Source organism: Allochromatium tepidum (genome assembly GCF_018409545.1).
GTDB lineage: Bacteria > Pseudomonadota > Gammaproteobacteria > Chromatiales > Chromatiaceae > Thermochromatium > Thermochromatium tepidum_A.
The window spans coordinates 825343-839964 of the sequence record NZ_AP024563.1; the positions used below are offsets into that span (position 1 = coordinate 825343).

Here is a 14622-nt window from a genome sequence, read left to right on the forward strand (position 1 = left end):
GCGCACTCCGGCGCGTGTCGGGTCACGAGGTAGGGCGATGAAGCACGACGATCTGTCCGTTTTGATCGAGGCACTGCGGCACCCTCGGGCCTATCCGCACGAGGTCGACGGCGTCGAGCACATCGAGACCCATATCTCGCATGTGCTGCTGGCCGGTGAGTACGCCTACAAGTTCAAGAAGCCGCTGGATCTCGGTTTTCTCGACTTCTCGACCCTGGAGCGGCGCCGGTTCTGCTGCGCGGAGGAACTGCGGCTCAACCGCCGTCTGGCCCCCGATCTCTATCTGGACGTCGTCACGGTCAACGGCACGCTCGATGCGCCGCGCATCGACGGCACGGGGCCGATCCTGGAATACGGCGTCCGGATGCGCCGCTTCCCGCAGTCGGCCCTGCTCGACCGCCGGCCGGTGACGGCCGAGCTCATGACCCGGCTGGCCGAGCACATCGCCGACTTCCATGCCGGCCTCCCCCCGGCCGGTCCGAGCAGCGGTTTCGGCACGCCCGCGCGGGTGCTCGAACCCATGCTGGAGAATCTGACCCAGATCCGTGCCCGTCTCGACGATCCTGAGGCGCAGGCGCGTCTGGAGTCTCTCGAAACCTGGATCCGCGCCCGCTTCGAGACACTGACGCCCGTGATCGAGCAGCGCCGTGCCGAGGGCTTCGTGCGCGAGTGTCATGGCGACATGCACCGCGGCAACATCGCCCTCGTCGACGACCGAATCCTGATCTTCGACGCCATCGAGTTCAACCCCAATCTGCGCTGGATCGACACCGCCAGCGAGATCGCCTTTTTCGTCATGGATCTGGAGCAGGAGGGCGAGCGTAGCGCGGCCCATCGCTTCCTCAACCGCTATCTGGAACGCAGCGGTGACTATGGCGCCTTGGCCGTGCTCGACTTCTACAAGGTCTATCGCGCCCTGGTGCGGGCCAAGGTGCTCGCGATCCGTTGGGATCAGAGCGATCTGCCGACCGCTGAAGCGCAGTCCCTCCGCGACGACTTCGCACGCTATCTGGATCTGGCCCTGTCCTACACCCGGACGCGCCGCCTGCATCTGCTGATCGCCTGCGGCCTGCCGGGCTCGGGCAAGAGCCGGCTGTCCTGTCGACTGCGCGAGGCGCTGCCGCTGATCCATCTGCGCTCGGATATCGAGCGCAAGCGGCTGTTCGGACTGGGCGAGCTGGCGCGAACCGCCAGCAGCATCGATCGCGGCATCTATTTCCCGCGCGCGACCGACTGGACCTACGAGCGTCTGCATCGTCTGGCCGACGGCATCCTGGCCAGCGGTTACGACGTGCTGGTCGATGCCACCTTCCTCGCCCGCCGGCGGCGCGAGCACTTCGCGGCCCTGGCGCATCGGCATCGGGCCGGATTCGCGATCCTCGCGCTGGAGGCTCCGCTGGAGGTTCTGCGCGAACGGGTGGCGAGACGCCTCGCGGAGGGGGCCGATGTCTCCGAGGCCGATCTCTCGGTGCTGGAGCGTCAGTACGCGAGCCGTCAGCCCCTGAGCGATCTGGAGCACAGCCGCGCGCTCGTCATCGATACCAGTCGCGACAATGCCTTCCCCGAGATCCTCGACCATCTGCGCGCACTGCTCGCCGCCGAGCCGGCACCGGAACGAAACCCTAATGTCGACGTGCCGCCCGCCGAATCCAGTCGGGATCGACAGCGGGGTTCGGCATGAGCCGGCGCGCCCAGATCCGGGGTGGGCCGGTCGCTCAGCGGTGATTCGACCCGGCGAGTCTCCCTGGAGTCTGGCGCGCTCGTGCTCGAAGCGTCACAATATATCCGTCATCTCCAATACACTTATCCTGTGGTCGACGAGGGAGCGATGTCAGACACATTTCTCGGCATACAGCCGATCTTCGACCGCGACCAGCACATAATCGCTTACGAATTGTTGTTTCGTGGTCTCTTCGGCGGATTCGAGGACGACCCGATCGACCCCGATGCGGCGACCTCACAGGTCATCCTCAACGCCTTCACCGACATCGGTGTGGAGCGTCTCGGGCGCGACAAGCTGCTCTTCCTGAATCTGACCGAGGGCCTGCTGAAGAGCGACCTCATCCGGACCCTGCCGCCGGATCGGGTGGTGCTGGAGATCCTGGAGACCGTGCGGATCACGCCCGCCCTGGTCGAGTCCGCCAGGTCACTGGTCGGTCTGGGCTTCACGCTGGCCCTCGACGACTTCGTCTACTCGCCCGAATGGGATCCGCTGCTCGAGATCGCCCGGATCGTCAAGTTCGACGTGCTCGGTGACGATCGCGCTGCGATCACGGCCAAGCTGGCTTCGCTTCCACGGACCTGTCGTCCGCGCTTGCTCGCCGAGAAGATCGAGACGCACGAGCAGTTCCAGGACTGTCTCGGTCTGGGATTCGATCTCTTCCAGGGGTATCACCTGGCCAGACCCGAGGTGCTCGCCGGCAAGCGCCCACCCGCCAATCATGTGCAGGCCCTGCGGTTGCTGGCGCGTCTGCAGGACGACGACATCGGCTTGCAGGAGGTCGAGCGCATCATCAGTCAGGACGTCACCCTGAGCTATCGTCTGCTGCGCTTCATCGGCAATGTCGCCGTCTCTCAGGCGCGTCCCATCCAGACCATGATGCAGGCCATCTCCCTGGTGGGTCTGCGTACCGTGCGCCAGTGGGCGGCACTCCTGACCCTGGGGTCACTGGACTCGGTCAATCCGTACAGCTTCACGCGCTCCCTGACCTATGCGCGCTTCTGTCAGATCGTCGGTGAACGCCGTTTCAGCCAGGACAAGGACGCGCTCTTCACCGTGGGCCTGTTCTCCAACCTCGACGAGATCCTGTTGATCCCCTTGCACGAGGCCCTGGAACACCTGCCCCTGGATCTCCGCATCAAGCAGGCCATTCTCGAACACAAGGGACTGCTCGGCGCCGTCCTGGCCTATGCCAAGGGCTTTGAGGACGACGAGCGATCCTCGGATGAGTCGCTGCCGGGTCTGGACGCCGAAACGCTCGCCGTCTATTTCCTCGAGGCCTTTGCCTGGGCGCGCGATCTCCAGCAGCAGGTCGAGACGGGTGATCGCGACGCACACGATCAGGAACGCCATCCTCCCCGCGACGACCTCAGAGCACGATCACGACCACGCCGCTGAGCATGAGTACGCCGGCCGGCAACCGCACCGCCATCCCCGGCTCGCGGAAGATCAGCGCGCCATAGAGGATGCCGAACAGCAGGCTGGTGCGTTTGACGGCGATCATATAGGCGACCTCGATCTTCTGGATCGCCAGGAAATGGGTGAAGACCATGATCCCGAGCAGTCCGCCGACCGTCAGCACGGCCCAGGGGTGTCGCGCGAGCCGCACCAGCCGACTCGGACGCGGCAGGACGATGACCACCGCGACCGCGATCCCGAGCAGCGCGAAATAGAAGGCACCGAAGGATTCGGGCGGCAGATAGCGCATCGCGCCCTTGCCCAGGGTTGCCGTGAGCGCATAGAGCGCGGCGACGCCGAGCATCATCCGTGATCCGGGTTCGTCGAGGATGGCGACGAAGGGCGCGACCCAGCCCTGCCAGTTGCGCCGATGGGCATGGGCGCTGTTGAGCAGCCAGGCCCCGGCGACGACCAGCAGGATGCCCAGGACGCCGCGTGCCGAGACCTGTTCGCCGAGCAGCAACCAGGCCACACCGATCACGAACACCGGGGTGAAGGCCAGATAGGGCAGGGTGAGCGAGAGCGGATGGTCGCGGATCGCCGCCACATAGAGCCACATGGCGGCCATCTCCAGCGGCAGCATGACGCCCATCCAGCCCCAGAAGGCCCAGGGCAGTTCGGCGATCGGCGGCATCCCGATCAGCAACGGCGTCATCAGCAGTCCGGGGAGGCAGAAGCGCACCACCAGCAGCTCGCTCGCCGTGAGATCGCGCAACCAGGCCTTGGCCGCCGCGTCGGCGCTGGCCAGAGTGAAGGCGCAGATCAGCGCCAGCGCGATCCAGCTCATGGACGTGCGTAGTCGCCGAATCCGAGTACTTCGACCCCGGCGCCCGGCCGGTGGGCCTGTTCGCTGATGCGTCGCCGCCAGGCACGCGCACCGGGCCGGCCCCGGAAGAGCCCGAGCAGATGGCGGCTCATGGCGCTCATCGGCACACCGGCGGCGAGCTGGCGTTCGGCGTAGGGGATGAAGGCTTCGAGCACCTGCCGGCGTGTCGGCCGGGGGTGATCGTCGCCGAAGACGCGCCGGTCGGCCTCGGCCAGGATCCAGGGATTGTGATAGGCCGCGCGTCCGATCATGACCCCATCGAGATCGCTCAGGAAGTCGACGGCCGCGTCCAGGGTCTCGATGCCGCCGTTGATGACGATCGGGAGACACGGGAAGTCGCGTTTGAGATCACGCACCACCTCGTAGCGCAGGGGCGGGATGTCGCGATTCTCCTTCGGACTCAGGCCCTTGAGCCAGGCCTTGCGCGCGTGGACGATGACGGCATCGCAACCGGCCTCGCTCAGTCGACCGACGAAGTCGACGAGTTCGGCATAGCTGTCGCGCTCGTCGATGCCGATGCGATGCTTGACCGTCACCGGCACCCGCACCGCCGCACGCATCGCCGTCACGCACTCGGCCACCAGCGCCGGCTCGGCCATGAGACAGGCACCGAAGCGTCCGTTCCGGACCCGGTCGGATGGGCAGCCGACGTTGAGATTGATCTCGTCATAGCCCCAGTCCTCGGCCATCCGCGCACAGCGCGCCAGATCCTTGGGGTCGGAGCCGCCGAGCTGGAGCGCCACCGGGTGCTCGGCCGGGTCATAGCGCAGAAAGCGCTCCCGGTCGCCGTGGATCAGGGCGCCCGTGGTGATCATCTCGGTATAGAGCAGGGTGTGGCGGCTGATCAGACGCAGGAAGTATCTGCAGTGTCCGTCAGTCCAGTCGAGCATGGGCGCAATTGATAAACGTCTCGCGTTTTGCAGCGCGAGACGTCGTGTGGAGCTGTCTGTCGTCGGAGGCATGAGCGTGTCGGGAATGATGGGGGCCGAGCTGGATGGCTGGCCCCATCATACCGAAAAAGGCTCAAAGCGGCGTTTGCGAACCAGACTGCACAGCGGCGGCGCGGAAGCGGCGATTGGGAAGATGCAATTCGAGCAAGGTATGCTGACTGCCGCTGAAGAGATCGGTACGCAGGGTCTCGACGGCCTGGAGCCGGCGCGTCGACTCGCTGCACGCGGCGGCGTCGGTCTCGGCCCCGCGACAGACCCGATCCTCGTCCGCGGCGACGACGAGGTGAACGCCGGGCAGCGGACGGATGCGACTGGACTCGCCCGCCTGAGCGGCCAGCTTGAGGATGCTCGGCCGCTGATCGCCGAGCCGGTCGAGCAGCAGTGCCGGCAGCTGATAGGCCGGAATATCACCGACCGCCACCGGCCCATGCTCCCCATCGATCAGGATGAGCGGCGTCTCGACCAGGGTGCGGAACATGGGGTCGGTGAACTCGCCGCGCCGGCCGGCCAGCAGACCGGATTCGGTATAGCCGCCGAAGTTCGGCGTCAGCGCCGGCAGATGGTCGCCGAAGAGCACGATCAGGCCGTCCGGATCGGCCGCCCGTAGCTCGCGCAGAAACGCCATGAGTTCACGCGATTTGTAATAGAGCGTATTGGCATAGGCCGCGACGACCTCGTGCCCCTCGGCCGCCGTGATGACCGCCGGGCGGCGTTCGTTGAGCGGGTAGGGCAGATGGCCGAAATAGGTCAGCAGATAGTTGAACACCGGACGCGACCCGCCAAGCGTCCCGGCTCCACGCAGCCGCTCCATGACCTGCCGGTACATGGATTCATCACTCAGAAAGGCCCGGTTCATGTCATCGAGCACGAAGTCCTGATCGGCCCAATAGGTCTCGAAACCGATGCGCCGATAGGCATTGACCCGGTTCCAGAAGGAGGCCGCATTCGGATGCGAGGCCAGACTGTGATAGCCCGCTTCGCCTAGATGACGCGGCAGACAGGGCACGTCGCGTTTGAGTCCGGTCTCGAAGAAGACATTGTCCGCCGTCACCGGAAAGCCGCACAGGATCTCGAACTCGGTGTTGGCCGTATAGCCGCCGAAGACGGGCGCGAGCAGGTGCGAGTGTCCGGCCTGCGCCCAGAGCCGACGGAACTCGGGATCGAGCGGGTCGGCCGAGAGCCGGGAGGCGGTCAGCGCCATCGGATCCCAGAACGACTCCAGGACGATCATGTGCAGATTGCGCCTGGGTCGAGCGAAGCCGGCGCCGGCCGTATTCTCCGTGACCTTGACGAACTCGCTCGCCCGCTCACCCGCCACCAGCCGCAGCGCCTGATCGACCTCAGGCGCCGTCGGCGGCGGCACACGCCGTGCCAGCGCGCGCGTGGTCTCCTGGAGCAGATGGATCGGCAGACCGCGCGACTGATAGTTCGCCGGCTGATTCCAGACCGAGTGCCCGAAATGCCGATCCATCGCCCGCACCAGATCGGCCGGAAAGCTGACGACCAGTCCGACGGCCGCGCCGACGAGCGCCAGATTGACCCAAGTCCAACGGCGTTTCCAGTCGATCGACCAGACGAGCAGCAGGGTCGGCACCGACACCAGCAGCACGGCGGCGACCAGCGACCAGCCGTCGAGCAGCAGGAACATGTTGCGCGCCGCCGCGAAGTCGTCCGGCATCACGGGCGCACCCAGGGTCGAGAGCTTCATGGCATTGCCGAAGGTCAGCACGCTGAAGACGGCCATGGTCGCGATCATGAAGCGCGTCAGCGAGCGGGCCATCGCGAACAGCACCACGCCGAGCAGCAGATGGGCGACGAGATCGCGGGTGTAGGCCGAGGCCCAGGGGCTGACCTGGAGGAACCGGCCGCCGGCCCGGATGGCGAGCCAGTGCCAGACGAGTACGAACAGCAGCGCCGCGCACCAGGACAGTACGCGCGAATGGGCACGAACGAAGGCGAGCACGGAGTTCATGGGCGTTCCGAAACGGCAGGAGCAGGAGAGTGCGATCTGAAAATCCTAGTGGATCGTCACAAAAATGTCTTGCAATCTTAACGAAATCGCCATTTTTCCGTAATTGATGCATTGGCCAACCGCGCACCAGCCAAGTTGCCTATAATCCTCGTCTCAAGACATCACCGTTGATGCCGGCCGCCCCCGGCCGCGCCGCGTCTGGACGATCCATGACCGATTCGACCGCCAAACCGATTCGACTGGGACTCCTGAGTCCACTGACCGGCCTGGTCTCCATCTACGGCCAGGAAATCGCCCGGGCCGGTCGGATCGCCTGTGACGAGGTCAATGCCGCCGGCGGCCTCCTGGGCCGACGACTGGAGCTGATCGTCGAGGACGACGGCAGCCTGCCGGAGACCGCCGTGCCTGCCGCCAAGCGCCTGCTCGACGAACACGGCTGCACCGCCCTGATCGGCAATCTGCTCTCCAACTCGCGCATCGCTGTGGCCGACCGGGTCGCCGAGGTGCGTCAGGTGCCCTATCTGAACTTCTCGTTCTACGAGGGCAGCATCCACAGTCGCTATTTCTTCCATTTCGCCGCCCTGCCCAATCAACAGATCGAGCGCATGATTCCCTACATGGCGCGCGAGATCGGCCCCAAGATGTTCTTCGCCGGCAGCAACTACGAATGGCCGCGCGGCTCGATCGATGCGGCCACGCGCGCCCTGCGCGAGCTCGGCGGCGATGTGGTGGGCGAGGAATATCTGCCGTTGGGGAGCGCGCCGATCGACAAGCTCCTCGATCGTGTGCGCCGCTCGGGCGCGGACGTGTTCGTGCCCTATTTCGCCGGTTCGGAACAGGCGCGCCTGCTGACGCGCTTCTCCCAACTCGGGCTCAAACGACGCATGGCCGTGGTCATGGGGCACTATGACGAAGCCATGGCCGCCACGCTCGCGCCCGAGGTGCGCGAGGGTTTCTATTCCTGCAACACCTATTTCATGGCGCTCGACACCCCGGTCAACCGGCGCTATCTGACGGCCCTGGCCAAGCTCCCGGAGGTCACCGGGATCTGGCCCGACGGCAACGGCGTACTGACCAATTTCGGCGAGGGCGTCTATCTGTGCGTGCATGCCTTCGCCCGCGCCGCCAATCAGGCCGGCTCGCTGGAGACCCAGGCACTGCTCGACGCCCTGGAGCAGGTCGAGGTCGAGGGGCCGCAGGGCCTTGTCTGCATGGATCCGGCGACCCATCACGCCCACGTCAACACCTATCTGGCGCGCGCCACCTTCGATGGCCCTTTCGAGCTCGTCACCACCTTCGGGCGTCTGCCGCCGCATATTCCGGAGCGCTATCGTCACGGGGTGGATCCGGGAGCGCTCCGGCTCCGCGAGTCCCCGCGCCCTGTTCCGCATCAGGAGATACTCTCGGCGCCACGCCCGCCCGAGACCACCGACCACATCCTGTCGAGCATCGATGTCGGCGTGCTGGCGGTCGAGGCCGATGGCGTCATCATGGAGGCCAACCGGCGCGCCGGAGACATGTTCGGCTACAGCGTCGAGGAACTGGTCGGACTGCCGCTCCAGGAACTGATTCCACCCGCGTTCCGTCAGGCCCACGCCGCGCATCTGGAGGCCTTCCTGAAAGCCTCGACGCTGGAGCGACGCATGAGTCAGCGTCCCGAGCTCAGCGGCTATCGCAAGGATGGCTCGACCTTTCCGGTGGAGGTCTCGCTCTCCAAGTTCCGGATCGAGGAGCGCTGGGTGATGGTGGCGACCATGGTCGACGTCACCGAGCGCCGGCTCGCCGAGGAGGATCTGGTCTGGCGTGCCATTCACGATCCGCTCACGGGGTTGGCCAATCGGGCCATGATCCACGAGCGTCTGGAGCGCGCCCTGCATCGCTCCAAACGGCAGGGCCACAGCGTGGCGCTGCTGTTCATCGATCTCGACGGCTTCAAGCTCGTCAACGACAGTCACGGTCATCAGGCCGGCGATGAGCTGCTCAAGACGATCGCCCAGCGGCTGATCGATCATGTGCGTCCGGGCGACATCATCGGCCGGCTCGGCGGCGACGAGTTCGTGGTGCTCTGCGACCAGGTCGAGAGTCCGGCGGCGGTCGCCAATCTGGCCGACCGGCTCAACGATCTGCTGCGCGAACCGGTGGAACTCTCGGGACGGCGCCTGTTCGCCACCGCCAGCATCGGTCTGGCCATCGGGCACGGCACCACCCACAGCGCCGACGAGCTGCTGCGCAACGCGGATGCCGCCATGTATCAGGCCAAGGAGCAGGGACGCGACGGCTGGCGCTTCTTCAGTGAGGAGATCCACGAACAGGCGCGGCGGCGGCTCGACATCATCAACGGCCTGCGTCAGGCCATCGAACGCGACGAGTTCCAGGTCCGGTTCCAGCCCATCCTCTGCGCCCAGAGCCAGATCGTTCGCGGCGCCGAACTGCTGTTGCGCTGGTTCCCGAGCGGGGGCGAGGTCTCGCCGGCGCACTTCGTCCCCATCGCCGAGATGAGCGGCTCGATCGTGCCGATCGGCAAGTGGGTGTTCCGTCAGGCCTGTCTGGCCGAACGCGAGTGGCGCGACCGCTTCGGCGTCGAGGCGCCCTATGTCAGCGTCAACGTCTCGGCACGCCAGCTCAACGACGAATCACTGGTCGAGGAGTTCCGGGGGATGCTGGCCGAGACCGGGGCCGATCCCGAGCGCATCCTGCTGGAGCTGACCGAGACCTCGCTGATGAGCGACGTCATCTTCAATCTCAGCGTGCTGCACCAGCTCGCCGGACTGGGGCTGCGGGTGGCGGTCGACGACTTCGGCACCGGCTATTCCTCGCTGGCGCAACTGCTGCGTCTGCCCCTGAGCAAGCTCAAGATCGACCGCGAGTTCGTCGACGGACTCGACAAGCGTCACGACAGCCGCGCCATCGTGCATGCCGTGTGCAGCATGGCGCGTGCCATGAACCTCGAGGTGATCGCCGAGGGGGTCGAGAACGCCAGTCAGTTCGGTTATCTGCGCGATCTGGGATGCGACTATGTCCAGGGGTTCCATTTCTATCGTCCGCTGTCGCCCGATGAGTTCCTGGCCCTGCTGCACGAAGCCGGCGCCGCCGGGCGTCTGGCCGGCTCGGACGATCTCTATTCGCTGCTCTATGTCAGTCAGGCCGCCCGTCCCATGGACGAGTCCGAGCTGAAGGCGTTGCTCGAAAAGGCGCGCGAGTCCAATCGCTCCCAGGGCATCACAGGCTTCCTGCTCTATTTCAGCGAATCCTTCATGCAGATCCTGGAGGGACAGCGTTCGCGTGTGCGGGCGTTGCTGGAGCAGATCCGGCGCGATCCGCGGCATCACAGTCTGCGGATCGTTTTCGAGGGCGGGATCCGGCAGCGCGCCTTCGTCGGCTGGAGCATGGGCTTCCGCGACATGGAGCACATCACCCATGCCCGGCTCGTCCCTAGCGGCAACGGGCGCAAGATCGACTTTCTCGAAATGGCCGAGGATCCGCGCGTCTGTTACAACTTCATCACGGCCTTTGCGCCGGATACCGGTCAGCTTCCGACGATCTGGGATGGGGGCCGGGACGATCCGCGACGCTGAAGGCCAAAGGGCGTACCGTATCGGGCGGCACCGGATGTCTTCCCGTCCGGCCTCGATATTCAACGACACACTACCGATCCAGTCAGGAACCAAGAATCGTGGCAAAGACAAAAGCGATCTCGACCGACGACGTACTGCTGATGCTGTGCACCTCTGTGAAGAAGGTGCTCTCGGTGGCCACCCGGACCCAGATCACCTATTCGCCCATGGTGCAGAAGATCACGCGCACCTGTCTGCGGCCGGACATCGGCTGCTTCGTGCTCTTCGACGGCAGCTTCTCGGGTCTGGTCATCATCAACTTCTCGGCCCCGGCCGCCATGGAGATCTATCGTGCCTACATGATGAGCATGGGGATGCCGGAGTCCGAACTGGCCACCCAGCATACGTCCGAAGAGGTCGGCAACATGCTCGGTGAGTTGATGAATCAGATCGTCGGGGATTTCACGGGCAACGTGGGCAGTGAGCTGCTGGTCTCGATCAATCAGAACCAGCCCAAGATGCTCACCATCAACAAGGAGGTGGTGGTCAGTATCGACACCAATCTGGATCGTGCCCAGGCGCGGCGCGTCTCCTTCTCGACCGCCAATCGCAACGTCTTCTACATGGAACTGGCGATGGATCGCACCGAATTCATCCAGCTCCATGAGTTCGAACGCGAGGAGACCGATCCGGATCGCATCGTCGAGGAGATCGGCCGGCAGGAGACACTGGCGAGCACGAGCAATCAGACGCTCGTCGATCAGAGCCTGCTCGACGAACTGGGGCTTTGAACCACGTCCAGTCTGAGTGAGATGCAGCGCGAAGCCGAGACGGGGCGGTTGGTGCCGCATGAGTCGTTGGAGGCGCACACGGCACCGGCGCGCTGGACAGCGGATCGAGGGCACCTTGTCAGTCGCGAAACGGTGCGTCGGGCACTCAAGCGCCTGGGGTTTTCAGCGTGGGGCGCACCGGCGGCGGTCTGGCGCGGCTGTTCATCACCGGGGTCTCACCGTTGACGATGGATGATGTGACCAGCGGCTTCAACATCGGCAACAACATCAGCCTGGATCCCACCTTCAATGGCCTGCTCGGCTTCAACCACGCCGAGTTGGAGACTCTGTTCGCCGCCTTCGGACAGGATCCGGCACCCCATCGCGCCGTGATCGACGCCTGGTACAACCACTATCATTTCGAGGACGAGTGCCGGGAGCCCATCGTCAACAGCGACATGGCGCTCTACTACCTGAAAGCGCTGGTGGCCGAAGGCCGGCCGCCGCGCGAACTCATCGACCACAACGTCCGCATCGACTACGGCAAGCTGCGCCATCTGGTACAGATCGACCGGCGGCTCAACGGTAACTTCAGCCATCTGCGCACCATCATCGAATCCGGCGAACAGATCGGGCGCGTCCAGACCAGCTTTCCGGCCGAAGCCCTGCATCAATCCGAGAACTTCATCTCGCTGCTCTACTATCTGGGGTTGCTGACCTTCGCCGGCGAGCGGCGTGGACTGCCGCTACTGCGTATCCCCAACCAGACGGTGCGCCAACTCATGTGCGGCTATCTGCGCGAGGGCTACGCCGAGGCCGGTGTGTTCACACCCGCGACCTGGGAGATCGCCGACCGGCTCAGCCGCCTGGCCTACAACGGCGACTGGGAGCCGTTCTTCGACTATCTGGCCGAGCGCATCGCCGAGCAGGCCGGCGTGCGCGACTATCTGCAAGGCGAGAAGATGATCCGGAGCTTCCTGCTCGCCCGGCTCAATCTGACGCCCTACTTCCGGGTCTGGAGCGAGCAGGAACAGGGCGGCGGCTTCGTCGATCTCTATCTGGCGCCCTTCTATTTCCGCTATCCGGACATGCGCCATGCCTATCTGATCGAGCTGAAATACGTCAAGCGTTCCGAAGACACGCCCAAGCGGCGCACCGAGCTGATGGAGGCGGCGCGGTCGCAGTTACGCCGCTATGCCGGGGATGTGCGGGTACGCGAACATCTGGGGCCGGCGCATCTGCACGCCCTGGTGCGGCTCTACAGCGGCTGGGAGCTGGTGCAGCGTGAGGCGCTCGATCCGGCGGCGGATGCACCCTGAGTGTCCGGCGCTTGCCGGTGTCGGAGTCGGCGGCTACACCCAGAGCGATTCGAGTTCCAGGGTCAGCTCGACGAAGGGTGGGGCCTGAACGACATCCGCGCCGCCGGCCCGGAGCTCAAGCTGCCAGGCGCCATCCGGCAGTGCATAGACTTCCAGGGTGCGTTTGGCCGGATCGAGCAGACCATCGGCTCGATGGCGGCAATTTCGCGTGTTTGCTGTAGAGACCCCGGATACTACAATACCCCACTCAAGGCTGGGAGAATCCAACTCGTCACGTCCGGGTCTCCATCACACACAACCGAGACACACCCGAGAAGCCCATGCCCTTCAATCTGTTCCTAAAAACCTAAACAAAGTTGCTTATGGTGGTTTTTAAGTGATTCGCTCTCCGTTGATAGCGCCCTGGTGGGCGAGCAACTGGAGTCCGGGTTGAGCAGTCCCAACCGAATGGCCGGTCAACACCGGCAACATGGGCCGTGTCAGCCGTCGAAACCCAGCTTGCGCCATAAAAATTGCCTCGGCGTTCATCCTGAACAGAGAACAACCTTGCGATTCGACGTTGACCCCGACCATGGAGCGTGAAACCTTCACGCTTGTAGATAACCTATCTACAGTGGAAAATCCTGATGAAAAATGAAGAAAAAATCAAGAACTGTTTTTTGCTCCTCGTACCCCTCTATCGCGTCGGTTTGATACTCTGCCTGATGGCCACGCTCTATCTGGCCCTGACGCCCGTTCAGTCATCGTTCGGACTCGGCTACGACAAGGCCGATCATCTGCCGGCCTTCCTGGTCATGGCCTGGATGGCCGACGGCGGCTGGCCGGGACGCGAGCGGGCCTGGAAGCGCGCAGGATGGCTGCTGTGCTACGCGCTGTTCCTCGAATCCTTGCAGCACGAGCTGCCCTATCGCGACTTCTCCTGGTTCGATCTGCCGGCCGACCTGCTGGGGCCGGCGCTCTATTCGGGACTCAAGTGGCGCTTTCCCCAGTGGAAGGTCTTTCCACGCACCCCATCTCAGCCACAACCGCTCCCCCAAGCCAATGGAGACACTTGACACCATGCCGGATTCACCCTTCGCGCTCGACGACGACTCGGCCTACCAACGCTGGCGCGAGCGCAAGCTCGAACAGGCCCCGACCGATCTCGGGGCGCTGATCGTCGAGGTTCGCGACCCGCGCCGACTCACGGACGCCGAGCGCACGGCCATCCTGGACCGCTGCCGGATCGCCAACATGGCCATCTATGTCGGCGCCACGGGCGACGACCCGGACAAGGAGATCCCGCGCGCACTCGGCGCGAGCCTGGGTCTGCATCGGCTCGATCACAATCCCGGCGCCGACGAGGACGCCATCACCTCGCTGACCGTGCGGACCGATGCCCGTCATCGCGACTACATCCCCTATTCGAACCGTCCCATCTCCTGGCACACCGACGGCTATTACAACAGCCCCGAGCATCAGATCCAGGGTCTGCTGCTGCACTGCGTCCATCCGGCGGCGGATGGCGGGGCGAACGATCTGCTCGACCACGAGATCGCCTACATCCTGCTGCGCGACCGCAACCCCGAGTTCATCCGCGCCCTGATGCACCCGGAGTGCATGACCATCCCGGCCAACCATGTCGACGGCGAGGAAGTCCGACCCGACCAGCCCGGCCCGGTATTCTCGGTGCGCCCGGATGGACGGCTACACATGCGCTATACCAATCGCGCCCGCAACATCCGCTGGCGCGACGATCCCGTCACCCTTGAGGCCGTCGCAACGCTCAAGACCCTGTTCGAGCAGGGCACGGACTGGAGTGTCCGCGGGCGACTGGAATCCGGCTGGGGGCTGATCAGCAACAATGTGCTGCACACCCGGAGCGGCTTCACCGACGGTCCGGTGCCGCGTCTGATCTATCGGGCGCGCTATTACGACCGGCTCCAGGACACCTGAGACGCCGGCCGCGAGGCATGAGACGCGCGCTCCTGGCCGTGCTCGTCGCGCTGGTCGGGTGCGCGAGTCCGACGAACCCGTCTGATCCGACCGAGCGGATCGCGCAGACACTGGGGCT

At 65.0% G+C, this 14622-nt stretch carries 11 protein-coding genes; 7 read left to right on the forward strand and 4 right to left on the reverse strand.

The features are described 5' to 3' along the window. Positions 1–37: 37 nt before the first annotated feature. Together Atep_RS03895 and Atep_RS03900 are read left to right on the forward strand one after the other, a co-directional pair. Positions 38–1681, forward strand: coding sequence for a bifunctional aminoglycoside phosphotransferase/ATP-binding protein (locus Atep_RS03895; RefSeq protein ID WP_213380359.1), 1644 nt, complete (start codon positions 38–40; stop codon positions 1679–1681). 147 nt (positions 1682–1828) lie between these two features. Beyond that, positions 1829–3118 carry an EAL and HDOD domain-containing protein gene (locus Atep_RS03900; RefSeq protein WP_213380360.1) on the forward strand — a complete coding sequence of 430 codons (1290 nt, stop codon included), beginning with the start codon at positions 1829–1831 and terminating at the stop codon, positions 3116–3118. Here the strand turns inward: Atep_RS03900 and Atep_RS03905 are convergent. The 3 genes from Atep_RS03905 to Atep_RS03915 form a co-directional block, all read right to left on the reverse strand. Further along, on the reverse strand, positions 3090–3965 hold the full coding sequence (locus Atep_RS03905; protein WP_213380361.1) for a DMT family transporter: 876 nt from the start codon (positions 3963–3965) through the stop codon (positions 3090–3092). The genes Atep_RS03900 and Atep_RS03905 overlap by 29 nt on opposite strands. Continuing rightward, positions 3962–4966 carry a tRNA dihydrouridine(20/20a) synthase DusA gene (gene dusA / locus Atep_RS03910; RefSeq protein ID WP_213380362.1) on the reverse strand — a complete coding sequence of 335 codons (1005 nt, stop codon included), beginning with the start codon at positions 4964–4966 and terminating at the stop codon, positions 3962–3964. The genes Atep_RS03905 and dusA overlap by 4 nt, the downstream gene beginning before the upstream one ends. 61 nt (positions 4967–5027) lie before the next feature. Further along, positions 5028–6926 carry an LTA synthase family protein gene (locus Atep_RS03915; RefSeq protein ID WP_213380363.1) on the reverse strand — a complete coding sequence of 633 codons (1899 nt, stop codon included), beginning with the start codon at positions 6924–6926 and terminating at the stop codon, positions 5028–5030. A gap of 209 nt (positions 6927–7135) precedes the next feature. Between Atep_RS03915 and Atep_RS03920 the strand changes: the two genes are divergently transcribed. The 3 genes from Atep_RS03920 to Atep_RS03930 all read left to right on the forward strand — a co-directional run bounded on the left by Atep_RS03920 (position 7136) and on the right by Atep_RS03930 (position 12569). Continuing rightward, positions 7136–10501 carry an ABC transporter substrate-binding protein gene (locus Atep_RS03920; protein ID WP_213380364.1) on the forward strand — a complete coding sequence of 1122 codons (3366 nt, stop codon included), beginning with the start codon at positions 7136–7138 and terminating at the stop codon, positions 10499–10501. A 98-nt stretch (positions 10502–10599) separates the two neighbouring features. Then, the gene (locus Atep_RS03925) at positions 10600–11271 is read left to right on the forward strand and encodes a DUF3334 family protein (RefSeq protein WP_213380365.1); all 672 of its coding nucleotides are present in this window, start codon (positions 10600–10602) and stop codon (positions 11269–11271) included. Positions 11272–11438: 167 nt separating this feature from the next. Then, the gene (locus Atep_RS03930; RefSeq protein WP_213380366.1) at positions 11439–12569 is read left to right on the forward strand and encodes a PD-(D/E)XK nuclease domain-containing protein; all 1131 of its coding nucleotides are present in this window, start codon (positions 11439–11441) and stop codon (positions 12567–12569) included. Between the two features lie 33 nt (positions 12570–12602). Here the strand turns inward: Atep_RS03930 and Atep_RS03935 are convergent, their stop codons facing one another. Then, entirely contained in the window at positions 12603–12836 is a 234-nt protein-coding gene (locus Atep_RS03935; RefSeq protein WP_213380367.1) for a hypothetical protein, read from the reverse strand. A 359-nt stretch (positions 12837–13195) separates the two neighbouring features. Between Atep_RS03935 and Atep_RS03940 the strand changes: the two genes are divergently transcribed. Both Atep_RS03940 and Atep_RS03945 read left to right on the forward strand, forming a co-directional pair. Further along, positions 13196–13624: a VanZ family protein gene (locus Atep_RS03940; RefSeq protein WP_213380368.1), complete on the forward strand. Its 429-nt coding sequence runs from the start codon at positions 13196–13198 to the stop codon at positions 13622–13624. A 4-nt stretch (positions 13625–13628) separates the two neighbouring features. After that, the gene (locus Atep_RS03945) at positions 13629–14504 is read left to right on the forward strand and encodes a TauD/TfdA family dioxygenase (protein WP_213380369.1); all 876 of its coding nucleotides are present in this window, start codon (positions 13629–13631) and stop codon (positions 14502–14504) included. Positions 14505–14622: the final 118 nt, after the last annotated feature.

Excerpts from the sequence above, each read along its gene's own strand:
- Atep_RS03940 (WP_213380368.1), top strand. The coding sequence starts at position 13,196 with ATGAAAAATGAAGAAAAAATCAAGAACTGTTTTTTGCTCCTCGTACCC.
- Atep_RS03895 (WP_213380359.1), top strand. The coding sequence starts at position 38 with ATGAAGCACGACGATCTGTCCGTTTTGATCGAGGCACTGCGGCACCCT.
- Atep_RS03905 (WP_213380361.1), bottom strand. The coding sequence starts at position 3,965 with ATGAGCTGGATCGCGCTGGCGCTGATCTGCGCCTTCACTCTGGCCAGC.
- Atep_RS03945 (WP_213380369.1), top strand. The coding sequence starts at position 13,629 with ATGCCGGATTCACCCTTCGCGCTCGACGACGACTCGGCCTACCAACGC.
- dusA (WP_213380362.1), bottom strand. The coding sequence starts at position 4,966 with ATGCCTCCGACGACAGACAGCTCCACACGACGTCTCGCGCTGCAAAAC.
- Atep_RS03900 (WP_213380360.1), top strand. The coding sequence starts at position 1,829 with ATGTCAGACACATTTCTCGGCATACAGCCGATCTTCGACCGCGACCAG.
- Atep_RS03915 (WP_213380363.1), bottom strand. The coding sequence starts at position 6,926 with ATGAACTCCGTGCTCGCCTTCGTTCGTGCCCATTCGCGCGTACTGTCC.
- Atep_RS03920 (WP_213380364.1), top strand. The coding sequence starts at position 7,136 with ATGACCGATTCGACCGCCAAACCGATTCGACTGGGACTCCTGAGTCCA.